This is a genomic window from Nonomuraea sp. NPDC049421 (assembly GCF_040677005.1).
Classification (GTDB): domain Bacteria; phylum Actinomycetota; class Actinomycetes; order Streptosporangiales; family Streptosporangiaceae; genus Nonomuraea; species Nonomuraea salmonea.
Window position 1 is genome coordinate 125,888 of sequence record NZ_JBFAQA010000002.1, and the last position, 22,137, is coordinate 148,024.

General features: G+C 73.8%; 23 protein-coding genes. 16 read left to right on the forward strand and 7 right to left on the reverse strand.

What is annotated here, in order from left to right:
- Window position 1: 1 nt before the first annotated feature.
- The gene (locus AB0K18_RS04185) at window positions 2-793 is read left to right on the forward strand and encodes a MerR family transcriptional regulator (RefSeq protein WP_364909560.1); all 792 of its coding nucleotides are present in this window, start codon (window positions 2-4) and stop codon (window positions 791-793) included.
- Window positions 794-834: 41 nt separating this feature from the next.
- Window positions 835-1,350, forward strand: coding sequence for an XdhC family protein (locus tag AB0K18_RS04190; protein ID WP_364909563.1), 516 nt, complete (start codon window positions 835-837; stop codon window positions 1,348-1,350).
- 35 nt (window positions 1,351-1,385) lie between these two features.
- Here AB0K18_RS04190 and AB0K18_RS04195 read toward each other — a convergent pair whose 3' ends face one another.
- Window positions 1,386-2,159, reverse strand: coding sequence for a SigB/SigF/SigG family RNA polymerase sigma factor (locus AB0K18_RS04195; protein ID WP_364909566.1), 774 nt, complete (start codon window positions 2,157-2,159; stop codon window positions 1,386-1,388).
- Between the two features lie 869 nt (window positions 2,160-3,028).
- On the opposite strand from AB0K18_RS04195, the gene AB0K18_RS04200 reads away from it, so the two are divergent.
- The 5 genes from AB0K18_RS04200 to AB0K18_RS04220 all read left to right on the forward strand — a co-directional run bounded on the left by AB0K18_RS04200 (window position 3,029) and on the right by AB0K18_RS04220 (window position 7,488).
- Window positions 3,029-4,600, forward strand: coding sequence for an ATP-binding protein (locus AB0K18_RS04200; protein ID WP_364909569.1), 1,572 nt, complete (start codon window positions 3,029-3,031; stop codon window positions 4,598-4,600).
- A gap of 114 nt (window positions 4,601-4,714) precedes the next feature.
- A complete protein-coding gene (locus AB0K18_RS04205) occupies window positions 4,715-5,131 on the forward strand; it encodes a roadblock/LC7 domain-containing protein (protein WP_364573843.1) in 417 nt (138 codons plus the stop codon).
- Window positions 5,132-5,253: 122 nt separating this feature from the next.
- On the forward strand, window positions 5,254-5,592 hold the full coding sequence (locus tag AB0K18_RS04210; protein WP_364910490.1) for a DUF742 domain-containing protein: 339 nt from the start codon (window positions 5,254-5,256) through the stop codon (window positions 5,590-5,592).
- Window positions 5,573-6,181 (forward strand): ATP/GTP-binding protein, encoded by a 609-nt coding sequence (locus AB0K18_RS04215; RefSeq protein WP_364909572.1) that lies wholly within the window; start codon window positions 5,573-5,575, stop codon window positions 6,179-6,181. The genes AB0K18_RS04210 and AB0K18_RS04215 overlap by 20 nt, the downstream gene beginning before the upstream one ends.
- A gap of 41 nt (window positions 6,182-6,222) precedes the next feature.
- Window positions 6,223-7,488, forward strand: a complete 1,266-nt coding sequence (locus AB0K18_RS04220; protein WP_364910493.1) for a cytochrome P450 — start codon at window positions 6,223-6,225, stop codon at window positions 7,486-7,488.
- 21 nt (window positions 7,489-7,509) lie between these two features.
- Here the strand turns inward: AB0K18_RS04220 and AB0K18_RS04225 are convergent, their stop codons facing one another.
- Complete coding sequence (locus AB0K18_RS04225) at window positions 7,510-8,727, reverse strand: cytochrome P450 (RefSeq protein WP_364909574.1); 1,218 nt, start codon at window positions 8,725-8,727, stop codon at window positions 7,510-7,512.
- A gap of 89 nt (window positions 8,728-8,816) precedes the next feature.
- Window positions 8,817-11,291 (reverse strand): tetratricopeptide repeat protein, encoded by a 2,475-nt coding sequence (locus AB0K18_RS04230; RefSeq protein ID WP_364909575.1) that lies wholly within the window; start codon window positions 11,289-11,291, stop codon window positions 8,817-8,819.
- A 175-nt stretch (window positions 11,292-11,466) separates the two neighbouring features.
- Here AB0K18_RS04230 and AB0K18_RS04235 point away from each other — a divergent pair, with 175 nt between their 5' ends.
- Both AB0K18_RS04235 and AB0K18_RS04240 read left to right on the forward strand, forming a co-directional pair.
- Window positions 11,467-11,922 carry a carboxymuconolactone decarboxylase family protein gene (locus tag AB0K18_RS04235; RefSeq protein ID WP_364909578.1) on the forward strand — a complete coding sequence of 152 codons (456 nt, stop codon included), beginning with the start codon at window positions 11,467-11,469 and terminating at the stop codon, window positions 11,920-11,922.
- A gap of 52 nt (window positions 11,923-11,974) precedes the next feature.
- Window positions 11,975-12,421 (forward strand): DUF1801 domain-containing protein, encoded by a 447-nt coding sequence (locus tag AB0K18_RS04240; protein ID WP_364909581.1) that lies wholly within the window; start codon window positions 11,975-11,977, stop codon window positions 12,419-12,421.
- Window positions 12,422-12,503: 82 nt separating this feature from the next.
- On the opposite strand, the gene AB0K18_RS04245 is transcribed toward AB0K18_RS04240, so the two are convergent.
- Window positions 12,504-13,049, reverse strand: a complete 546-nt coding sequence (locus AB0K18_RS04245; protein WP_364909583.1) for a TetR/AcrR family transcriptional regulator — start codon at window positions 13,047-13,049, stop codon at window positions 12,504-12,506.
- A 93-nt stretch (window positions 13,050-13,142) separates the two neighbouring features.
- Here AB0K18_RS04245 and AB0K18_RS04250 point away from each other — a divergent pair, with 93 nt between their 5' ends.
- From AB0K18_RS04250 to AB0K18_RS04265, 4 genes are read left to right on the forward strand one after another with little or no spacing between them, the layout of a single operon-like run.
- Entirely contained in the window at window positions 13,143-14,036 is an 894-nt protein-coding gene (locus AB0K18_RS04250; RefSeq protein WP_364909586.1) for a TIGR03564 family F420-dependent LLM class oxidoreductase, read from the forward strand.
- A gap of 30 nt (window positions 14,037-14,066) precedes the next feature.
- Complete coding sequence (locus AB0K18_RS04255; protein WP_364909589.1) at window positions 14,067-14,882, forward strand: AraC family transcriptional regulator; 816 nt, start codon at window positions 14,067-14,069, stop codon at window positions 14,880-14,882.
- A gap of 46 nt (window positions 14,883-14,928) precedes the next feature.
- Window positions 14,929-15,894, forward strand: coding sequence for an ATP-binding cassette domain-containing protein (locus tag AB0K18_RS04260; RefSeq protein ID WP_364909593.1), 966 nt, complete (start codon window positions 14,929-14,931; stop codon window positions 15,892-15,894).
- A gap of 37 nt (window positions 15,895-15,931) precedes the next feature.
- On the forward strand, window positions 15,932-16,780 hold the full coding sequence (locus AB0K18_RS04265; protein WP_364909595.1) for an ABC transporter permease: 849 nt from the start codon (window positions 15,932-15,934) through the stop codon (window positions 16,778-16,780).
- Between the two features lie 127 nt (window positions 16,781-16,907).
- On the opposite strand, the gene AB0K18_RS04270 is transcribed toward AB0K18_RS04265, so the two are convergent.
- Window positions 16,908-17,570, reverse strand: coding sequence for a glycosyltransferase family 2 protein (locus AB0K18_RS04270; protein WP_364909598.1), 663 nt, complete (start codon window positions 17,568-17,570; stop codon window positions 16,908-16,910).
- Entirely contained in the window at window positions 17,567-18,547 is a 981-nt protein-coding gene (locus AB0K18_RS04275; RefSeq protein ID WP_364909601.1) for an NAD-dependent epimerase/dehydratase family protein, read from the reverse strand. The genes AB0K18_RS04270 and AB0K18_RS04275 overlap by 4 nt, the downstream gene beginning before the upstream one ends.
- 129 nt (window positions 18,548-18,676) lie before the next feature.
- On the opposite strand from AB0K18_RS04275, the gene AB0K18_RS04280 reads away from it, so the two are divergent.
- From AB0K18_RS04280 to AB0K18_RS04290, 3 genes are read left to right on the forward strand one after another with little or no spacing between them, the layout of a single operon-like run.
- A complete protein-coding gene (locus AB0K18_RS04280; RefSeq protein ID WP_364909603.1) occupies window positions 18,677-19,984 on the forward strand; it encodes a hypothetical protein in 1,308 nt (435 codons plus the stop codon).
- Window positions 19,981-20,637: a TIGR04282 family arsenosugar biosynthesis glycosyltransferase gene (locus AB0K18_RS04285; protein WP_364909606.1), complete on the forward strand. Its 657-nt coding sequence runs from the start codon at window positions 19,981-19,983 to the stop codon at window positions 20,635-20,637. The genes AB0K18_RS04280 and AB0K18_RS04285 overlap by 4 nt, the downstream gene beginning before the upstream one ends.
- Window positions 20,634-21,245 carry a methyltransferase domain-containing protein gene (locus AB0K18_RS04290; protein ID WP_364909608.1) on the forward strand — a complete coding sequence of 204 codons (612 nt, stop codon included), beginning with the start codon at window positions 20,634-20,636 and terminating at the stop codon, window positions 21,243-21,245. Before AB0K18_RS04285 ends, AB0K18_RS04290 begins: the two co-directional genes overlap by 4 nt.
- Here the strand turns inward: AB0K18_RS04290 and AB0K18_RS04295 are convergent.
- The gene (locus AB0K18_RS04295) at window positions 21,242-22,135 is read right to left on the reverse strand and encodes a sulfotransferase (RefSeq protein WP_364909611.1); all 894 of its coding nucleotides are present in this window, start codon (window positions 22,133-22,135) and stop codon (window positions 21,242-21,244) included. The genes AB0K18_RS04290 and AB0K18_RS04295 overlap by 4 nt on opposite strands.
- Between the last annotated feature and the right edge of the window lie 2 nt (window positions 22,136-22,137).

A 22,137-nucleotide genomic window follows, 5' to 3' on the forward strand; every position in this document is an offset into this window, starting at 1 on the left:
GATGCTGACCATCGGTGAGCTGGCCTCGTACGCGGGGGTGACCGTGCGGGCCGTGCGCCACTACCACGCCAAGGGCCTGCTGCCTGAGCCGCGCCGCGACCGCTCCGGCTACCGCAGGTACGACGCCGCCGCCGTGGTCGAGCTGATCAGGATCAGGACGCTGGCCGAGGCGGGGGTGCCGCTGGCCCGCGTACGCGAGCTGCTGCGGGCCGGCGACGAGGAGTTCGCCGCGGCGGTCGCCGACATCGACCGGCGGCTGCGCGCCGAGATCAGGCAGCGGCAGCGGCACCGCGAGCGGATCGCCCGGCTGGCGGCGGGCGACAGCCTGGCGCTGCCGGCCGGCGTGGTGGCCGTCCTCGACCGGTTGCGGGGGCTCGGCGTGGACGAGCGGATCGTGCGGGTCGAGCGCGACGGCTGGATCCTGCTGGCCGCGCACTCACCGGAACGGGTCGAGCGGTGGACGGCGCGCAAGCACGAGCAGCTCGCCGATCCCCGGCTCATCGGCTTCTACCTCGCGCTGGGCCGGGCGCTCGATCACACCGGCGACGACCCCCGGCTGGTCGCGGTGGCCGACGAGCTGGCCGGGTTCATCGCCGAGCTGGCCGACGAGCAGGGAGCCGAGCATCTCGGCGAGGGCGGGCTCGAACCGCAGCTCGTCCACCTGATGGACACGCTGGCCTTCGACGCGGCGCCGCCTGCCCGCCGGCTGATCGAGCTGCTCAAACGGCGCGGCTGGACCGGCTGGACCCGCCTGGAACGCGTGCACCCATCCGGAGGCGACACCCCGGGCTGAGCGGCCTCCCCTGGCCGCGGGCCTCGTGTCAGACTGCCGGTATGACGCACATCCACGACGAGGACCCGGCCTGCGACGTCGCCCACGGCGCCGGCCCCGCTGAGGAGACCGGCCGGACGCTGGTCGCCGTCTTCGCCTCCCCCGTGGCCGGGCATCTGCTGCGGTTCGGGGACGAGCTGGGCTTCCGTACGGTGCTCTTCGAGCCCGACCCGGGGCGGCATCCCGGCGACCGTCCCGCGGTCGCCCGGCTGGACGACGTCATCGACGCCACCTGCGACGTCGTGCTCACCGACCACCACCGCGACGAGATCGGGCCCGTGCTGCGCGACCTGCTCAAGTCCCCGGCCCGGTGGATCGGGATCATGGGCAGCCCGCGCCACGAGGGCCCGCACGTACGGGCGCTGACCGAGCTGGGCGTGGCGCCGGAGGAGATCGCCAGGGTGCACAGGCCGATCGGGCTCAACATCGGCTCGCGCACCCCTCCCGAGATCGCCCTGGCGACCGTGGCGGGGCTGATCGCCGACCGCAACGGCCGCCCTGGCGGCTTCGCCTTCTGACTTCTGGACGCCGGACTTCTGGACGCCTGCGGCCCTCACTCCGACAGGGCCGTGCGCAGCTGGGTCAGCACGGCCCGCAGGATGCGGGAGACGTGCATCTGGGAGATGCCGAACTCCTTGGCGATCTCCGACTGCGTCATGTTGCCGTAGAAGCGCATGAGCAGGATGTTCTTCTCGCGGGCCGGCAGGGCGTCGATGAGCGGCTTGACCGCGTGCTTGTCGAGCAGGGTGTTGAGCGACTCGTCCTGCGCGGGCAGGAAGTCGCTCAGCTCGGCCGCGTCGTCGTCGCCGCTGTTGACGGGGGCGTCCAGCGAGAGCGTGCTGTACGCGGTGGAGGCCTCCAGGGCGAGCAGGACGTCCTCCTCCGAGATGCCCATCTTCGCGGCCAGGTCGGCCACGGTCGGGGAGTGGCCGAGGGTCTGGGTCAGCTCGGCGGTCGCCTTGTTGAGCTCGATGCGCCGCTCCTGGTAGACGCGCGGCACCCTGATCGCCCACGTACGGTCGCGGAAGTGGCGCTTGACCTCGCCCATCATCGTGATCATGGCGTAGCCCCTGAACTCGTGGCCGAGCTCGGGGTCGTAACCGTTGACGGCCTTCATCAGGCCCACGTACGCGGCCTGGCGCAGGTCCTCCATCGGCTCACCGCGGTAGCGGTAGCGGCGGGTGACCTCGTTGACCAGTCCCTCGTGCATCTCCACCAGGCGCTCGCGGATGCGGACGGCGTGCAGTTCGGAGATCTGGGGGTCGGCCAGCTCGAGGAGGAGCTCTTCGGCGGTGAACTGCTCGAGTGCGGGGTTCAGGACGGGCATCTGCTGCTCCAGAAGGTGCGGCGGCCTCGCCTGAGAACACAAAAAGCCCAGGCAGAGGCACGCTTAGTTCGCGTGTGACGAAGCCCTCTGCTGGACTTCGAGATCAAGGATGCCCGCAAATCTCCGCCAATCACCCGAAATTGGTAACGAAAAGGTCACGACTGGGTCTCTGTCACGACTCGGCCAGGTGGGAGCGGGTGGGCGGCCGTAGTGCCGCGCTGGAGCGGGCGGCGGAGGCGGGCGTCGGGGTGCAGGGCGCGAGGGGCGCAAGGGATGCAAGAGGTGCAAGGCGTTGATCGCGATGGCGTGGGCGCAGGTTGCGCGGTGCGGGCGGCCCGCGCGCTATTGGCCAGCGCCAGGCGCGACGCCGCGGCGTGCGGGGCGCGGCGTGCGGATGTCCCGGCGTAGGGACGGGTTTGGCGCCGCCCCCTTCCCGTGCGTGAGCAGAGGGGCGGCGCCGCACGGTGTTGTTCCCTGAAGCACCAAGCCTCACACCAGCCACGCCCGCTTATTGACAAGATTTTCGCCAAGAAGTGAAGGATCTTGGGAGAAATGCCCGGAATATCCGGAATGGCGATCCTCCGAGAGCTCTTCGCGAGGAAGGCGAAAGAAATTCATAAACGCCGCAGAAGGGCGTACGGAATGGCGAGGAATGTGAATGACATTCGACGATGACGCATTCCCTGGGATCGGCGTTGAAGAAATGCCGTTAAGGGGTCCACGCCATTTGCAGGGATGCTACGGTTTGTACCTGATCCCGTGCGGACAGTACCGCGCGGCACATCCCGGAAAAGGCTTGCCGTCCCCCGCATCGGCAGGTCGATGCGCCTGCGGTGCCTGGCCGTCAACACCCCACGAGGACCTGATTGATGTCAGTACACGCCTCCAAACGCCCGCGGTTCCAGACCTCGCCCATGGGGCGGGCCCTGCTGTACTTTCTCGCGGCGGCGCTCATTTCCAGCACCGCCTGCGGCTGGCTCGTCACCAGGATCCCCGCGGAAGGCAAGACGCTCGTGGGAGTGGGCAGCGGCGGCGCCGTCGCGCTGTTCTCGATCGCCGTCGCGGTCGCCGCCTATTGCTCGACGACCGCCCGCGAGTCGCGCGACCGGCTGCGCCGTACCGACGCCGCCACGAGCCTGCTGCAGGAGGAGCTGAAACGCCTGACGCACGAGATCCTGCCCGCGCTCGGCCACCGCATCAGGAACGGCGCCACCGTGCCAGGCGTGCTCGCCGAGATGGGCCAGCCGTCCCACCCGGCCACCCAGGCGCTGGTGCAGTCGCTGGCGCAGACCGTGGAGGGGGAGCGGCAGCGGCGGGCCGCCGCCGTGGCCGCGTGCACGGCCATGGAGGCCGAGCTGGGCAGGCTGGCGGACGAGCAACTGCCCGCCCTGCTCGCCCGGCTGCACGCGGGCAAGGGCGTGGGCGAGCCGGCGCTGCCCGACGAGCTGCAGCCCAGCCAGAAGGCCGTGCAGCGGCTGTGGGAGGAGATCGCCCGCGAGCTGGAGGACGGCAACCGCCAGGGCGCCGCCGCCATGGCGTCCTGCGCCGAGGCCGCCGCCCGCATCCAGGCGCAGGTGACCGGCCTGCTGGGCCGGCTGCGCGAGCTGGAGGACGAGTACGGCGAGCACGAGGCCGTCTTCGCCCACCTGCTGGAGATGGACCACCGCATCTCCCAGATGGGCCGCCTGGCCGACAACATCGCGCTGCTGAGCGGCGGCCGTTCCGGGCGCCGCTGGACCAAGCCCATCTCCATGGAGAGCGTGCTGCGTGGCGCGGCCGGCCGCATCGGCGCCTTCCGCCGCGTCCAGCTCCACTCCACCAGCACCGCCGCCGTCGTCGGCTACGCCGCCGAGGGCGTCATCCACGCGCTCGCCGAGCTGATCGACAACGCCGCCAAGTTCTCGCCGCCCGGCACCGCCGTGCACGTGTACGTCGAGGAGGAGGACGCCGGCGTGGTCGTCACCATCGAGGACAGCGGCCTCGGCATGCGCACCCGCGAGCGCCGCCTGGCCGAGAGCCTGATCAGCCGCCCCCTCGACCTGACCACGCTGTCGGGCACCCGGCTCGGCCTCGCCGTGGTGGGCCGCCTGGCCGGCAAGTACGGGCTGACGGTCAGCTTCCGCCCGTCGGCCAGGGGCGGCATCGGCGTGGTGGTCCTCATCGCCCGCCAGCTCGTCGTCTACCCGCCGGTCGACGACGACGCGCCGGGCCGCCTCGACCCGCGCGCCGAGGAGCCCGTGCCCGCCCGGCACGCCGCGCCGCCGCCCGGCGAGGGGCCGGACGCGTACCTGCCGAAGAGGCCGCGCGGCGGCACCCTCGCCACCGCGCAGCCGCTGCCCGCCCAGCCGCCGGCGCGGATGCGCGACCCGCAGGCCGCCGCCGACCGGCTGGCCGCCTTCCGCAGGCAGCGGACGTCCCCGGCGGACGACGACCTCACGTGACGACCCGCCGTCCCGGGCACACCACCCTCACCTCTTCCCCGCAGCCGCGATCACCGATGGGAGGCAAGGGGCCCGCCCGCGAGCCCCGCCGTACCAATGAGCTCCAGAGATTCCTTGAGTGCCGCCGAGCACGACCTCGGCTGGTTCCTGGGCGACCTGCGCGACAACACCCCAGGGATCAGGCACGTGCTGGTGCTGTCGCGCGACGGGCTGGCGATGTCCGGCGCGCCCGGCCTCCATCCCGACCAGGCCGACCAGCTCGCCGCCATCGCCGCCGGCATCCAGAGCCTCGGGCTGGCCGCCTCGGGCGAGTTCGGCGACCGCAGCGGGTTCGGGCAGGCGCTGCTGGAGTTCGGCGGCGGCATGCTCGTGGTCGTGCCGGCCGGTGAGGGGGCGCACCTCGCCGTGGTGGCGAGCGACGACGCCGACGTCGGCGTCGTGGCGCACAACATGAACGAGGTGGTCGAGCAGATCGGCCGGCTGCTCACCGCGCCGCCGCGCGAGCCCGCGCACAAGGGCGGCCACGCATGACCGAACGCCGCCCGCCCGGCCCCGACGGTCCTGGCCCGTACCGGCCGGGGGAGCCGGGGCCCGACGCCCCCGTCCCGCGGCAGCGCCGCGCACCGGGCGCAGCCGCCGGGCGCGGGCGCGCGCTGGACAAGGAGGTCCCCGACCGGCTCTACACCATCACCGGGGGCCGCGCGCACGCGGGCAGCGACGCGTTCGACACGGTCACCCTCATCGTCGCCGAAGGCGATCCCCGGCCCGGGATGCAGTCGGAGCACGTACGGATCCTGCGCATGGCCCGGCGGCCGGTGGCCGTGGTGGAGATCTCCGCCCGGCTCGCCCTGCCGGTCAGCGTGGTGAAGATCCTGCTGTGCGACCTGCTGGACAGCGGCCGGATCACCGCCCGTCACCCGGTCGCGGCGCGGGCCTCGGTCCCCGACATCGCAACCCTGGAGCAGGTGCTCATTGGACTCCGCAACCTTTGACGAGCCGGGCACGTCGCTGCCGGCCACCGCGACCGACGCGTTCAAGATCGTGATCGTCGGCGGGTTCGGCGTGGGCAAGACCACCATGGTGGGCGCCGTGAGCGAGATCAGGCCGCTCAGCACCGAGGAGATCATGACGCAGGCCGCGGCCGGCATCGACGACGTCAGCCGGGTCACCGGCAAGCGCTCCACCACGGTGGCCTTCGACTTCGGCCGCATCACGCTCGACGCGCACCGGGTGCTCTACCTGTTCGGCGCGCCCGGCCAGCAGCGGTTCTGGTTCCTGTGGGACCAGCTGTTCAGCGGCAGCCTGGGCGCGGTCGTGCTGGCCGACACCCGCCGGCTGGAGGACTCGTGGTACTCCATCGACCGGCTCGAAGCCCACCGCGCGCCGTTCGTGGTGGCCGTCAACCGGTTCGGGCCGGGCCCGGGGCTCGACCGCATCCGCGACGCGCTGACGCTGCCCGCCGAGGTGCCGCTGCTCGACTGCGACGCCCGCGACCGCGAATCGTGCAAGAACGTCCTGATCACCCTCGTCCGGCACCTGCTGTGCCTGCATGCCCCATCGCCGAGAAAGAGCACGCCGTGACCGACCTCTCCCCGCCCGAGCATCACCCGTCCACCGGCCCCATCGCCGACCCGGTGCTCGCCGCCGGCTACCCCGAGCACGCCGGCGCCGTGCGGCTGTACGGGCCGGCCATCGCCGAGGACCCCGGCACGCTCTACCAGCAGCTGCGCCGACAGGGCAGCGTCGTGCCGGTGCTGCTCGACGGCGACCTGCCGGCCTGGTTCGTGCTGGGCTACCGGGAGGTGCACCACATCACGGCCAACCCGCAGTGGTTCGGCCGCGACTGCCGCCGCTGGAACATCTACGACCGGCTGCCCGCCGACTGGCCGCTGATGCCGTACGTCGGCTGGACCCCCTCGGTCATGTACGCCGAGGGCGGCGAGCACCAGCGGCGGGCCGGCGCCATCGGCGACGCGCTCGACGCGGTCAACCGCATCGACCTGATCGCCACCTGCGAGCAGGTCGCCGACCGGCTGATCGACGCCTTCGCCGGCGACGGCCGCGCCGACCTGATCACCCAGTACGCCTACCAGATCCCCGCCCGCATCGTGGCCCGCCTGTACGGCCTGCCCGACGGCGACATCCCCGCGCTCGTGCAGGACGTCTTCGACTCCCTCGACGTCGGCGACAACGCGGTCACCGCCCACCAGCGCCTGCACGCCAGGATGGCGCAGCTCGTCGCCGACAAGCACGCCCGTCCAGGCCCCGACGTGCCGTCGGCGCTGCTCGCCCACCCGGCCCGGCTGTCGGACGACGAGATCGTCATCGACCTGCTCGTGGTGATGGCCGCCGCGCAGGCGCCCACCAGCAACTGGATCGGCAACACGCTGCGCCTGATGCTGGTCGACGACGAGTTCTCGGTCACGCTGCAGGGCGGGCGCAGCAGCGCCGCGCAGGCGCTCAACGAGGTGCTGTGGAAGGACACCCCCACCCAGAACTTCATCGGCCGCTGGGCGGTGCAGGACTGCAACCTCGGCGGGCGCCGCATCCGCAAGGGCGACCTGCTGGTGCTGGGCTTCTCGGCGGCCAACACCGACCCGAACGTGCAGCCGGGCACCCACAGCGACTCCAGCACCAACCGGGCGCACATGTCGTTCGGGCACGGCGAGCACGGCTGCCCGTTCCCGGCGCCGGAGCTGGCCGAGATCATCGCGCGGACGGCCGTGGAGGTGCTGCTGGACCGGCTGCCCGACGTGACGCTGGCGGTGGCGGCCAAGGACCTGCGGTGGCGGCCGTCGCTGTGGATGCGCGGGCTGTTCGGGCTGCCGGTGGTGTTCACGCCGACGTTGCCGCTGGTGCCGGCGGTGGCCGGGCGGCGCGGCGCATGACACCGCCCGGCGCCGCTCCCGTCAGGCGGCGGGGGTGAAGCGGACCCGCAGGGAGGCCGGGCCGCGGGTGAAGACGCCCTGCTCGCCGGGCTCGGAGTCGCCGGCGAGCCGCAGACCGGGCATGGCGTCGAGGAGCTGGTTCGCCGCCACCTCGACCTCGGTCTTGGCCAGCAGCGCGCCCACGCAGAAGTGCCTGCCTAAGGCGAAGGCCAGGTGGGTGGCGGCGGCCGAGAACGCGGTCGACTCGTCCAGCTCGCGGCGGAAGATATCGAACGCGTCGGGGTCGGCGTAGTGCTCCTCGTCCCGGTTGGCGGCGCCGATCAGGCACGTCACCGTGCTGCCCGCGGGCACCACCCCGCCGCTCAGCTTCACGTCCTGGGCCGGCTGCCGCATGATCATGTGGACCGGCGGCGAGTGACGCAGCGTCTCGGCGAACGCCCGCGCGATCAGGCTCCGGTCGCGCCGCACCGCCTCGAGCTGGTCGGGGTGGCGCAGCAACTGCGCGAACAGGCTGGCGATGCCCTTGTCGGTGGTCTCGCCGCCGGCGGTCAGCAGCAGGCTGCAGAACGCCTTGATGTCCTCGTCGCTCATCCTGGTGCCGTCGATCTCCGCCCGGCACAGCGTGGACAGCAGGTCGTCGCCCAGCCGGGAGCGCCGCTGCCGGACGATGGGGATCATGTACGCGGCGAACTCCGCACGGGTGCGCAGCCCCCGCTCGGTGACGCCAGGGTCCTGGCTGAGGTTGCCGAGGAAGGCGATGATCGAGGTGTACCAGGCGTGGAAGCGGTCGTGGTCGGCCTTGTCGAGGCCGAGCATGTCGACGATGACGTTGACGGGGAAACGGGTGGCGAACTGCGCCACCAGGTCCGCCTCGCCCGCGTGCCGGAAGCCGTCGATGAGCTCGCGCGCGTTGCGCTCGATGACCGGCAGGAACGTGCGGCGCAGCTCGGCGCCGCGGAACGCGGGCACCACCAGCGCCCGGCGCACCGCGTGCTCGCGGCCGCTCATCTGCAGGAACGTGCGCCCGTGTACGGGCTCCAGCTGCCAGTCGTAGTTGGCGGTGGTGAACACCTCGTCCTTGAAGGCACGCTCGACGTCCTCGTACCTCGAGATGATGTAGCTCTGCATCCCTTCGTGCCACAGCAGTGGCGCCTCGTTCCGCAGGACGCGGTAGGCGGAGTACGGGTCGGCCATGAACTCCGGGGAGAGGATGTCGGGCGTGTTGACAGGCGCGGTCATGACGCTCCCTCGCTACGCGGTCGTTACCGGCAGGGCCGCCCTTTACCCTAAGTCGCGGCTTCCGTACGGTACAGCGTCCCCGGGGTGACTCAGGCGCCGAGTTCGAGGTCCTGCCTGATCGCCTCACCCGCCGCGCGATGCTCGGCCGCGGCGGCCGGGTCGCTGTCGGCCAGCACCGCCGCGAGGCCCTCGTGGGCCAGCGCCTCCTTGTGCCGGTGGCCCATCCGCGCGGCCAGGTCGAGCGCCTGGCGGTGCAGCCGCAGCGCCTCGCCGGGCAGCCCGGCCTGCCGGCAGGTCTCGCCGTACCCGTCGAGGAAGTGCACCTTCCACTGCTCCTCGAACAGCTCGTCCAGCAGCGCGAACGCCTGCCGGTGGCTGGCCAGCGCCTCCTCGTGGCGTCCCATGCGGCGCAGCGCGACGCCCAGGCAGTTGAGGCACCACGCCTCGTTGTGCCGGTGACCGTCGCCACGGGCCAGGTCGAGCGCGCGGCGCAGGTGCTCGGCGGCCTCGTCGGGCCGCTCGTCGGCCAGGGCCATGCCGAGCGTGATGAGCGCGGTCAGCCCGGCCGGCCAGGCGGGGTCGTCGTAGGCGACCGCCAGCACCTCGCGGGCCCGCCTGGCGGCCTCCGCGCGGTGGCCGAGCTGGAGCATCGCCCACGCCTCGTACGCGGTCGCGTGCGCCGCGCCCTCCGCGCAGCCGGCCCGCTCGTACAGCTCGCGGGCCTGCCCGAACAGCGTCAGCGGCGGGTCGCCCCTGCCGTCCTCCCAGCTCAGGTAGCCGCGGCGCATGAGCAGGTCGGCCTGGGAGCGCAGGTCGCCCGCCCGGGCCACCAGGGGCGCCGCCGCCTCGTACGCGGCCGCCGCCTCCGCCATCCGGCCCGCGTTGTAGCGGGCGAAGCCCAGGTCGCTGTGGGCCTCGGCGAGCTGCCACGGATCGCCCAGCCGCTCGGCGGCCGGCACCGCCCGCTCGAACAGCAGGTTGAGATGGGTCGTGCCGCAGCGGCGGGCGAAGAACGCGCGCATGAAGCGCGGCAGCTCGCAGGCGTGGGCGTCGGCGCCGGTGGTGATCGCCAGCTCGAAGGCGCCCATCAGGCTGGGGTACTCGGCGGTGAACCAGGCGAGCGCGGCGTGCTTGCCGGTGAAGCGGGGCAGCGCGGCCGGGGGCGGGCCCGCCGTGGCGGGGCGGCTGCCGGAGGCGTACGGCATGGCCGCGTCGGCGGCGGCGGCCGCGTGCACGTAGTAGTCGAGCAGCCGGCGCAGCGCCTGCTGCCGGTCGGCGGGGGAGTCCTGCTCCTCGCAGGCCCTTCGCGCGTGCTGGTGCACCAGGTCGTGCAGGGTGTAGCGGCCTGCCGCGGGCTGCTGGACGAGGTGGGCGTCCAGCAGGTCCTCCAGCATCGTGCGGGCCTCGCGCAGCGGGAAGCCGGACAGCGCGGCGGCCACGTACTCGTCGAAGGACGACCCGGACAGCAGGCCGAGCAGCCGGAACAGCCGGCGCTGCGCCCGGTCGAGCTGGCGTACGGACATCGCGAGCGCGGTGTCGAACTCGCTGCCGCCCTCCGCCAGGCGCTCGGCCAGCACCCCCACCGTCCACCCGGGACGATGCCGCAGCCGCGCGCCGGCCAGCCGCAGCGCCAGCGGCAGGTGCCCGCACATGCGCAGCACCTCGGCCGCCGCCTCGGGGTCGCGCGCCAGCCGCCCGTCGGGGCCCGCCGGGTCGCCGCTGGCGCGGGCGAGCAGTTCGGCGCTCTCCTCAGGGGTCAGCACGCCGAGCGAGACCGGCGGCACCTCCTCCAGGCCCAGCAGCCGGTTGCGGCTGGTGACCAGCGCGACGGACGGGCCGGCGCCCGGCAGCAGCGGGCGTACCTGCTCGGCGTCGGCGGCGTTGTCGAGCACCACGACCGCGCGCAGCCCGGCCAGCTCGGCCCGCCAGCAGGCGGCCAGCGGCTCGATGCCGCCCTCCTGCGGGATCTTCTCCGAGGCGACGCCGAGCGCGGAGAGCAGCGTGCGCAGCGCGGGGTCGGGGCCGAGCGGCTCGCGTCCTTCGGTGAAGCCGTGCAGGTCGATGTAGAGCTGCGCGTCCGGATAGTCGGCGGCGAGCCGGTGCGCGGCGTGCACCGCGAGGCAGGTCTTGCCGACGCCCGCCATGCCGTCGATGGAGACCACCCGGCCGGCGTCCACGGCGGCGAGCACGGCGGCCAGCTGCTCCTGCCGCCCGGTGAAGTCGGGCACGTCGCGCGGCAGGTCGTTGCGCGGCGCCTGCGGGGCCCCGGCGGGCGGTGCGGGCGGCTGCACCTGGCGGGTGGCCTTCGGCGGGGCGGGCAGCGGGCTGGTGGCGCGTTCCCACAGCGGGCGGAGCTGGCGGGGGTCGCGCTTGACCAGCCGGCACAGCTCCACCACGGCGGGCCACGGCGGCACCGACTGGCCGGCGAGGTAGCGCGACAGCGAAGAGGAGCTGAGGCCGCTGTCGCGGGCGAGCGCGCGCACGCCTCGCTTGGACAGCTCCTGGATGAGCCGCAGCCGGGCGGCCAGCTCGTCCCTGGGGTCCGCCGCCGTCCGCTGATGCACCGTATGCCCGCCTTTCTGTCCCATCGCGCGGCAAATCTAGCGGAACGGATCTCCGCAGGCCAACGCCGTCGCCGCTGTCCCACGCTGTCCCACGGGCATCGTGCCGGGACGCCGGTACGGCTGTGATGGAGTCATCGCCCCGGCCGACAGGGCCGGCAACCGGAAAGGAACCACCATGCAGCCCCGAATGAAGAACCCCGCCTTCGTCCTCCCCGGCGCGACCGACGGCATCCAGGCGCTGTTCAAGGCCGTGCACTCCGGCGGCGTCGACGCGACCACGCTGGAGCTGGTGCACCTGCGGGCCAGCCAGATCAACGGGTGCAGCGCCTGCGTCGACGCCGGTGTGAAGACCGCCCGCAAGGCCGGGGTGGACGAGGAGCGGCTCGCCACGGTCGCCGCCTGGCGGGAGGCGCCGTACTTCACCGACGAGGAGCGGGCCGCGCTCGCACTGGCCGAGGCCGCCACGCGGCTGGCCGACCGGGCCGACGCGGTGAGCGACGAGGTCTGGGACCGCGCCGCCACCTACTTCGACGAGCAGCAGCTCGCCGCGATCATCCTCATGGTCGGCGTCACCAACCTGTTCAACCGGCTCAACGCGAGCACCCGCCAGATCGCGGGCGCGTGGGGCTGAACCTCCATACTGTCCCTCACTTGTCATATCTGTTCAGAAAGGACCCATTGTCATGGCCACCAAGAGCACCACGGGCTACGAAGGCTTCACCGAGGAAGAGCGCGCCGCGATGAAGGAGCACGCGCAGGAGCTGAAGAAGACGGCGCGGCGCGGCTCCAAGGCCAAGGCCGACGGCGAGGCGGACGTGCTCGCCAAGATCGCCGAGTTCCCCGAGGGCGACAGGGAGCTGGCCGAGCGCATCCACGCCATCGTCAAGGAGAACGCGCCGCACCTGACCTCCAAGCTCTGGTACGGCCAGCCCGCCTACGCCAGGGACGGCAAGGTCGTCTGCTTCTTCCAGCCCTCGTCGAAGTTCACGACCCGCTACTCGACCCTCGGCTTCAACGACGCCGCGAGCCTCGACGACGGCGTCATGTGGCCCTCGGCCTACGCGCTGACGGGGCTCGACGCCGGCACCGAGGAGCGGATCGCCGAGCTCGTCCGGCGCGCGGCCGGCTGATCGCCCCGCGAGCGGCCCGGCTCGTGCGGAGCCGGGCGCCGCTCCGCCGGCGGCATCGTGCGGGCCTCCGGCCGGTGGGCGGCTACGGCTCCTGGGGGGCCGTGGCCCGCAGGCCGTCGAGGACGACCGTGGTGAGCGGGTCGTCGAGGCGCGAGGCGGGGCGGCAGACGGTGGCGTACAGCACTTCCACGGCCTGCTCGGGGGTGAGGTCGCGGCGCACCGAGCCCTCCTGCTGCGCCCGCCCGGCGATCTGCGCCAGCAGCTCGCTCACCTCGTCCCAGAGCTTCGCGCAGGACGGCGGCACCGGCGCCGACCCGGCGAGCGACGCGATCAGCGTCAGCGGCTGCCAGGCGCAGTAGTTCATCACGTCGAGCAGCAGCGCCCAGTACGTCTCCGGCTGTTCCTCCAGCCGGCCATGGATGTGTGCCCGCAGTCCCTCCAGCGTGATCTCCGCCAGCTCCTCCACCATGGCCCGGCGGTCGGGGAAGTGGCGGTAGAGGGTGCCGACGCCCAGGCCGGCGGTCTGGGCGATCTCCTCCATCGAGACGCCGGGCCCGCGCTCGGTGAACAGTTCGAGCGCCGTCATCAGGATGCGCTCGCGGTTGCGCCGCGCATCGGCCCGCATCATCCGGTTCATCCTCTCAACGTGAATCCTGGATTCAGGTTAGTGTACCGTGCAAGAGCGGAACCGGAATCTCCCCTTCACGTTAGGAACGCCAACATGAAACTGGGCATCGCCCTGGCGACCGGCGGCGCGGACCTGGACACCCTGCTGGAGCAGGTGGGCGCCGCCCGCACGGCTGGGTTCGAGAGCGCCTTCTTCAACCAATATGCCTCGCTCGACGCGATCAGCGTGGCGGGCCTGGCCGGCCGGCTGAACCCCGGCATGGAGGTGGGCACCAGCGTGGCCATCACCTACGCCAGGCACCCGTACGCGATGGCCGAGCAGGCCCTCGCCGCGAACGCCATCAGCGGCGGCACCTTCACCCTCGGCCTGGGCCCGAGCCACAAGCATCTCGTGGAGGCCATGTACGGGGTGCCGTACGAGCGCCCGGCCGTCCACGTCCGCGAATACCTCACCGCCCTGCGCCCGCTGCTGCGCGGCGAGCCCGTCGACTTCCAGGGCGAGACGCTGTCGGTCGCCGGCCAGATCCCCGCGCCCGGCGCCGAGCCCCCGCCCGTGCTGATCTCCGCGCTCGGCCCCGTGATGCTGCGCGTCGCCGGCGAGCTGGCGGACGGCACGATCCTCACCTGGGTGGGCGCCCCGCTCATCGGCGACTACATCGTGCCCCGCATCACCGCCGCCGCCGAGGCGGCCGGCCGGCCCGCGCCGCGCGTGGTCGCCTCCGCCATGGTCTGCGTCACCTCCGACCCCGACCGGGTGCGCGGCGAGCTCCAGGCGCAGATGGGCTTCACCGGCGACTTCGCCGCCTACCGCGCCGTGCTCGACCGGCAGGGCCTGTCGGGTGTGCACGAGCTGCTCATCGGCGGGGACGAGAGCGACGTGGAGAAGGGCATCGAGAGGTTCGCGTCGGCCGGAGCCACCGACCTGACGGTCATCCCGATCGGCACCCCGGAGGAGCAGGCCCGCACCTGGGAGTTCTTCAGCCGCTGAACCCCGTCCGCGCGGACGTAGGCTCGACTCATGGCAGCACCCGGCGTCCGCCGACACGGCACCTGGGAGGTGGCCGGCCCGGCCCGCGAGATCCCCGGTGTCCTGATGGCGGGCTTCCGTGACCTGGCCGGCGGGACGTTCGAGGAGCGCGTACCGCCGGGTCCCGCCGTCGCGATCGTCATCGACTGCACCGACGGCAGCCTCGAACCCCTGGCCGGCAGGGTCGAGGGCGGCATCGTCACCGGCCTGGCGCCCGCGCCTGCCCGCATCGCCGGGCGCGGCGTCGACTGCGTCGAGCTGCAGGTGGACCTCGCGGTCGCGCCCGCCCTGCTCGGGGTGCTGCCCGCCGAGCTCAACGGCGCGCCGCTCGACCTCGCCGACGTGTGGGGCCCCGAGGCGGCCCTGCTGCGGGCGCGGCTCATCGAGACCCGCTCGTGGGACGAACGCTTCGCGCTGGTCGGCGCGGCGCTCGCCCGGCGCGACCGGACGACGGCCCGCCTCGACCCCGAGGTGGCCGACGCCTGGCGGCGCATCAAGGCCGGTCACGGGCAGGTGCCGATCGGCGCGCTGCCCGCCCGCTACGGGTGGAGCCGCACCCGGTTCTGGAGCCGGTTCAAGGCGCAGATCGGCGTGCCGCCGAAGCGGGCGGCGATGATCGTCCGCTTCGACCGGGCGCTGCGCGGGCTCGCCACCGCGCGCGGCGTCGCCGAGGTGGCCGCCGAGCTGGGTTACACCGACCAGTCCCACCTGCACCGCGACGTGCTCGCCTGCACCGGCCGCACCCCCGGCGCGATCGCCGCCGACCCGCTCTGGTCGGTCGACGGCACCGCCTACACCACCGCCTGAACATTCGTGCAAGACGGCCGCACCGCCGCCCGGCCACGCTGCCGTCATGACATCACCGGCGATCCAGGCCAGGGGCCTGGTCAAGAGATTCGGCGCGCACCGGGCGGTGGACGGCATCGACCTGGAGGTGCCGGCGGCGAGCGTGTACGCGGTGCTCGGCCCGAACGGCGCGGGCAAGACGACCACGATCAAGATGATCGCGACGCTCATCAGGCCCGACGGCGGCACCGCCCGCGTGCTCGGCCACGACGTCGTCACCGAGGCGGCCAGAGTCAGGGAGCGGCTCGCGCTCACCGGCCAGTTCGCCTCCCTCGACGAGGACCTGACGGGGCTGGAGAACCTCACCCTGCTCGCCCGCCTGCGCGGCCACCGGGGCAGGGCGGCGAGGAGCCGCGCCGCCGGCCTGCTGGACGCCTTCGACCTGGGCGCGGCGGCCAGGAAGGAGGTCAAGACGTACTCCGGCGGGATGCGTCGCCGCCTCGACATCGCCGCCTCCCTCGTCGTCCGGCCCGGCCTGCTGCTGCTCGACGAGCCGACCACCGGCCTCGACCCGCGCGGCAGGGGCCAGGTCTGGCAGAGCGTCAGGGCGCTGGCCGACGCCGGCACCACCGTGCTGCTGACCACGCAGTACCTCGAGGAGGCCGACCGGCTCGCCGGCCGCATCGCCGTCGTGGACCACGGCCGCGTCATCGCCGAGGGCACCAGCGGCCGGCTCAAGGCGCTGGCCGGGTCGGGCGCGCTGCGCGTGCGGGTCGCCGACCCCGCCGACCGGGCGCCGGTCGCCGGCCTGCTCGGCGGGCTGCTGGGGGCCGTACCCGTGCTGGAGGCCGATCCGGTCGCGCTGACGCTGCGGGTGGAGCGGCCGGACGCCGTCGCGCCCGCGCTCGCCGCCGTCGCCGCGCGGGGCTACGCCGTCGGCGAGTACGCGCTCGCCCAGCCGAGCCTGGACGAGGTCTTCCTCGCCCTCACCGGCAGAGCGGCGGACCGGGCCGTTCCCGAGGAGGCGGCGTGATCGGCGGCGGACCGAGCCGTTCCGGAGGAGGCGGCGGATGGCAGGGCCTGAGAGCCGCGGGATGAGTGCCGCCGAGCAGGACGCGCGCCTGGTCGCGGCCGTCGTCCGCGACGCGCCGCCGCCGGGCGCCGGGGCCGGGCCCGTCGCGGCCACGCTGACCTTCACCTGGCGGGCCCTGCTGAAGATCAGGCACGTCCCCGAGCAGCTGCTGGACGCGACCCTCTTCCCGATCCTGTTCACGCTCATGTTCACGTACGTCTTCGGCGGCGCCATGGTCGGCTCGCCCGAGGCGTACCTGGCGTACGCGCTGCCCGGGATCCTCGCGCAGACGGTCGTGTTCATGACGATGTACACGGCGGTGACAGTGAACACCGACATCGGGCGGGGCGCCTTCGACCGGTTCCGCGCGCAGCCCGTCTGGCGGCCCGCCCCGCTGGTCGGCGCGCTGCTCGGCGACACCCTGCGCTACGGGCTGGCCGCCGCGCTGGTGCTGGGCGTCGCGGCGGCCATCGGCTACCGGCCGCCGGGCGGGCTCGCGGGTGTCGCGGGAGCCGTCGCACTGCTGCTGGCGTTCTGCTTCGCGCTGAGCTGGCTGTGGCTGATCGCCGGCCTCACCGTACGCACGCCGGCCGCCGTCATGGGGGCCTCCACGCTGATCCTGTTCCCGCTGACGTTCGTCAGCTCGGCGTTCGCGCCGCCGGACACGATGCCCGGCTGGCTGCGGGGGTTCGTGGCGGTCAACCCGGTGACGCGGCTCGTGGAAGCGGCCCGCGGCCTCCTGGACGGCGCCCCCGACCTCGGTCGGATCGCCTTCGTGCTGGCCGTGTCCGGCGTGCTGACGCTCGCGCTCGCCCCGGTCGCGCTCGCCCTCTACCGAAGAGCGTGACCGGCCGGCCCGCGCACTCCTGAGCCGGCCCGCGCACTTCTGAGCCGGCCCGCGCACTCCTGAGCCGGCCCGCGCACCCCTGAGCCGGCGTGCGCCGCGGAGGTGAGCGGCCGGCGTGCGATCCGGGTCAGCCGGCGCGGACCTCGGACAGCACGCGGCGCATGTCGGAGATGGCGGTCAGCGTGCCGCGCAGCGTGCCGGTCACCTTGGAGCGGCCCTTGCGCGGCAGGTAGTCCACCTCCACCTCGCCGATCCGCCACCCGGCCGCCGCCGCGCGCAGCACCATCTCCAGCGGATAGCCGAACCGGCGGTCGGCCAGGGCGAGCGCGAGCAGCGCTTCGCGCCTGGCCGCCCGCATCGGGCCGAGGTCGTGCAGCGGCGCCCCGGTGTGCCGGCGCAGGCTGCCCGCCAGGACCGCGTTGCCCAGCCGGGCGTGCGCCGGCCAGGCGCCGGCCTCGCTGGGCACCCGCCGCCCGAGCACGAGATCGGACGAGCCGCCCACGACCGGCGCGGTCACCCGGGACAGCTGGCCCGGGTCGAGCGAGGCGTCGGCGTCCATGAAGCACACCACCTCGGCGGACGCGGCCAGCAGCCCGGCGTGACAGGCCGAGCCGAAGCCGCGTACGGGCTCGCGCACCACCTCGGCCCCCAGCTCGGCGGCGATCTGCGGGGACCGGTCGGTCGAGCCGTTGTCCACGACGATCGGACGGAAGCCGCCCGGCATGCGTTCGAGCACCCAGGCGAGCGCGGCCTCCTCGTTGAGGCAGGGCAGGATCACATCGACGGTCATGACTGCGCGAACTCCTTCATCCCGGCGTCGAACCCGATCTCGGCCCGGAACCCCAGCTCGTCGGCGGCCCGCGCGGGCGAGGCGACGATGTGGCGCACGTCGCCAAGCCGGTAGCGGCCGTTGACCTGCGGGCCGGGCCCGCCCCGCTCGGCGGCGAGCGCGGCGGCCATCTCGCCCACGGTGTGCGGGCTGCCGGAGGCGACGTTCCAGGCGCGCAGCGTGCCCTCGGGGACGGGCGCGGTGACGGCGGCCAGGTTCGCCCTGGCCACGTCGCGTACGTGCACGAAGTCGCGCTGCTGCCGCCCGTCCTCGAACACCTGCGGCGCCCGCCCCGCCCGCAGCTCGGAGCGGAAGATCGCGGCAACCCCCGCGTAAGGGGTGTCGAGCGGCATGTGCGGCCCGTAGACGTTGTGATACCGCAGGGCCGCCGCGCTGCCGCCGGTCTCCCTGGCCCAGTTGGCGGCCAGGTGCTCCTGGGCGAGCTTGCTGGTGGCGTAGGCGTTGCGCGGGTCGGCCGGGGTGTCCTCGCCGACCTCCGCCCAGGTCAGCGGCTCGCCGCAGTGCGGGCACGGCGGGTCGAAGCGGCCCCGCTCCAGGTCCCCGACCGTGCGCGGGCCCGGCCTGACGACACCGTGGGCGGCGCAGGCGTAGCGGCCCTCGCCGTAGATCACCATCGAGGACGCCAGCACCAGCCGCCTGATGTCGTGCCTGGCCATGGCCGCGAGCAGCACCGCCGTGCCGTACACGTTGATCGAGGCGTAGTCGGGCAGGTCGGAGACGTCCACGCCGAGCCCCACCTTGGCCGCCTGGTGCACCACGACCTCGACGCCCGGCAGCAGTTCGTCGAGTGCGCGCGGGTCGCGTACGTCCGTGCCGTCGCTGATGTCCAGGCCGACGACGTCGTGCCCGGCGTCCTCCAGGGCGCCGGCGACGTGCCGCCCGATGAAACCGGCCGAGCCGGTGACCATGACTCTCACGCCGCCGACGCTAGCCGTCCGCCACCGCGGCGCGACGGCGCGTAAGGGGTTCGTAAGGGTTCTTACGGACCCGGAACAGCAGCCGCGGACGCGTTCCGGCAGCCGCCGCGGGGTGCCAGGCTGCGGCGCGTGAGTCGAAGCATGCTCGCCGCCGGCGCGGCGCTCGCCGCCCTGGCGGCCGTCCTGGTCGTGACGGTCTCGGGGCCGCCCCGCCTGGGCTGGTACCTGGCCGCGTGGGCGCTGTTCGGAGCCGCGCTGTGGGCGGCGCGGCGCCTGCCGGAGCGGCGGCTCGGCCCGCTGGTCCTGGCCGGCGGGATCGTGCTGGCCGCGACCGGGCTCACCGCGCCGCCGAGCAGCAGCACCGACTCCTTCCGCTACGTCTGGGACGGCCAGGTGCAGGCCGCGGGCATCTCCCCGTACGCCTATCCGCCGTCCGACCCGGCGCTGGCGGGGCTGCGCGACCCCTGGCTGTTCCCGAAGGACTGCGAAGGGCTGTATCCGCTGCCCGACGGGGGCTGCACGCGGATCAACCGGCCCACGGTGCCGACCATCTACCCGCCGCTCGCACAGGGCTACTTCCTGCTCGTCCACTGGCTGTCGCCGGAGGGCGCGGGGCAGAAGCCGCTGCAGGTGGCGGGGTTCCTGCTGGCCGTGGGGGCGCTGCTCGCACTGCACCGGGTGGCGGGGCCGCGCCGGGCCGCGGCGTGGGCGTGGTGCCCGGCCGTGCCGGTGGAGGCGGTCAACAACGCGCACGTCGACATGCTGGGCGTGCTGCTGGTGGTGCTCGCCTTCAGCGTCGTACGCGGGCGCGGCGCGCTGCTCGGCGCCGCCGTCGCGGCCAAGCTGCTGCCCGTCACCGCACTGCCGGGTGCCCTGGCGGGCTCCCTGGCGGGCCCCCTGCGCCGGCGCCGCGCCCTCACCATGCTCGGGCCGGCCGGGCTGGTGGTGGCGCTGTCGTACGTGCCGTACGTGCTGGCCTCCGGCCCCTCGGTGATCGGCTACCTGCCCGGCTACCTCAAGGAGGAGCGCTACGACGCGGCCGGCGACGGCAACCGCTACGCCGTCCTGCGCCTGCTCCTGCCGGACCCGTGGGCGCCGTACGCGGCGATCGTGCTGCTCGCCGCCGTCGCCCTGCTCGTCCTGCGCTACGGGGACCCCGAACGGCCGTGGGATGGGGCGCTGCTGGTCAGCGGCGCGTTCCTGCTGCTGCTCACCCCCGGCTACTCCTGGTACGCGTTGCTCGTCGTCGCGCTGGCCGCGATGGCGGGCCGCCTGGAGTGGCTGGGGACGGCCCTGGCCGGCGCCATCGCCTACGCCGACGGCCCCGCCGGGTCCGGCGTCCTCGCCACCGCCTTCTACACCGCGTCCGCCCTGGCCGTCATGGTCGCGCTGCTCGCCAGGCGGCCCGTCCCGGCCGGGCTCTCAGCGAAGGAATGAGTACCCTGAACCACTCCGACACCCCCCGCGAGCCGCACATCGTGATCATCGCCAAGGAGCCGCTGCCGGGGAAGGTCAAGACCCGGCTGACGCCGCCGTACAGCCAGGAGGAGGCGGCGGCGCTGGCCGAGGCCGCGTTGCGCGACAGCCTGCGCGCCGCGTCGGCGGTGGCCGCCAGGCCGGTCCTGGCGCTCGACGGGCTGCCGGGCCGCTGGCTGCCGCCGGACGTCGTGGTGATCCCGCAGCGCGGCGCCGGGCTCGACGAGCGGCTCGCGGCGGCCTTCATCGACGCCCACCGGCTGCGGCCGGGACCCGTCGTGCTGATCGGCATGGACACCCCGCAGGTCACGCCGGAGCTGCTGCGCGAGGCGGCGTACGCGCTGGAGGAGCACGACGCGGTGTACGGGCCCGCGGCCGACGGCGGCTTCTGGCTGCTCGGCCTGCGCGAGCCCGACCCGTCGCTGCTGCTGGGCGTGCCCATGTCGCACCCGGAGACCGGCAAGCACCAGCTCGACCGGCTCGACCGCGCCGAGCTGAGCGTGCATCACCTGCCCGAGCTGATCGATGTGGACAGCGCCGCCGACGCCGCCGTCGTGGCCGCCGCCGCGCCAGGCTCCGGCTTCGCCGCCACCGTCAAGGAGCTGGGCCGATGATCGGGGACCTGTACGCCGACGCGCTCGCGGGCGAGACGGCCGAGATCGAGTACGTGGACGGCACGCTCGTCCCGCTGGAGGCGGCCCGCTGGTTCCGGCTCATCGACGGCGACGAGGAACTGCTGAGCCGCTGCGACAGCCCCACTCTCGACGTGGGCTCCGGGCCGGGCCGGCTGACGGCCGAACTGACACGGCGCGGCATCCGTACGCTCGGCATCGACATCACGCCGCGCGCGGTCGCGCTGACCCGGCGGGCGGGCGGGTTCGCGCTGCTGCGCGACGTCTTCGACGAGGTGCCGGGCAGCGGGCGGTGGGCGACGGCGCTGCTGGCCGACGGCAACATCGGCATCGGCGGCAACCCCGAGGCGCTGCTGCACCGGCTCAGGCAGCTGCTGCGGCCGGGCGGCACGATCCTGGCCGAGGTCGCGCCGCCCGGCACCCGCAGCAGGGTGGACCGGCTGCGGCTGCGGCGGGGTGCGCAGGCGGGGGAGTGGTTCGGCTGGGCCACGGTCTCGGCCAACGACGTGCGCCGCATCGCGCTGGCGGCCGGCTTCTCCGGCGCCGAGTGCTGGACGGCGCACGGCCGCTGGCTGGCCCGCGTCTCCTAGCGGTAGCCCCAGGCGGCGGCGTACCTTTCGAGCTTGGGCGGCAGCGTGACGTCGTCGAACCTGCGGGCGGCCTGGATGCGGCCCGACTTGATGGTGTCGCTGCGGTCGCCCAGGTTCGGCGCGAACTGTCCCTGGTACTGGCGGCCGTAGTCGAGCATGCGGGGCTCCCACTCCACGCCCAGGTACGCGCAGATCTCCTTGGTCACCTGCTCCGGCTGCGCGGTCAGCTCCTCGTAGCGCACGCTCAGTCCGCCGACCGTGCTGCGCGCCTTCTCCAGGGGCTTGAAGTACTTCAGCGCCGTGGCCTCCAGCGACTCCCTGGTGGCGGTGTTGTCCTTGCGCTTCTGCAGCGAGGAGATCACGCCCTCCGGGTGGCGCAGCATGAACAGGAACTTCGCATCAGGCCAGACATAGCGCAGCCGCTCCCAGATGAAGACGTTGCCCGGCGTCTTGTCGACCATGATGTCCTTGCCGCTGCGCAGCAGCTCCAGGTGCAGGATGCGGTCCCACAGGACGTGCTCCAGCTCCACCCGGTCCAGCTCCAGCTCCTCCATCGACGCCTCGGAGAAGCCGGGCGTCAGCTCCACGCCGATGGTGCGCAGGTGCAGCTCGTGCGGGGAGCGGATGCGGGAGTGGCTGTTCAGCAGCATGCGCAGCAGCGTCGAGCCGGAGCGTACGGGGGCGATGACGAAGACGGGGGAGCGGACCAGCCGTGGCACGGCCGGGACGTTGTGGTCGACGGCCTGCGTGCGCTTCGGGGGGCGGCGCGCCTTGAGCCCTTCGGCGAGCCCGGAGTTGGCCGGCTCCGAACTCGGAAGCTGCCGCGGTGGGCGCAGCGCCTCGCGGAGAAGTCGTGCCCGCCGTTTGAACCCTTTGTGTACGACTCCCATTG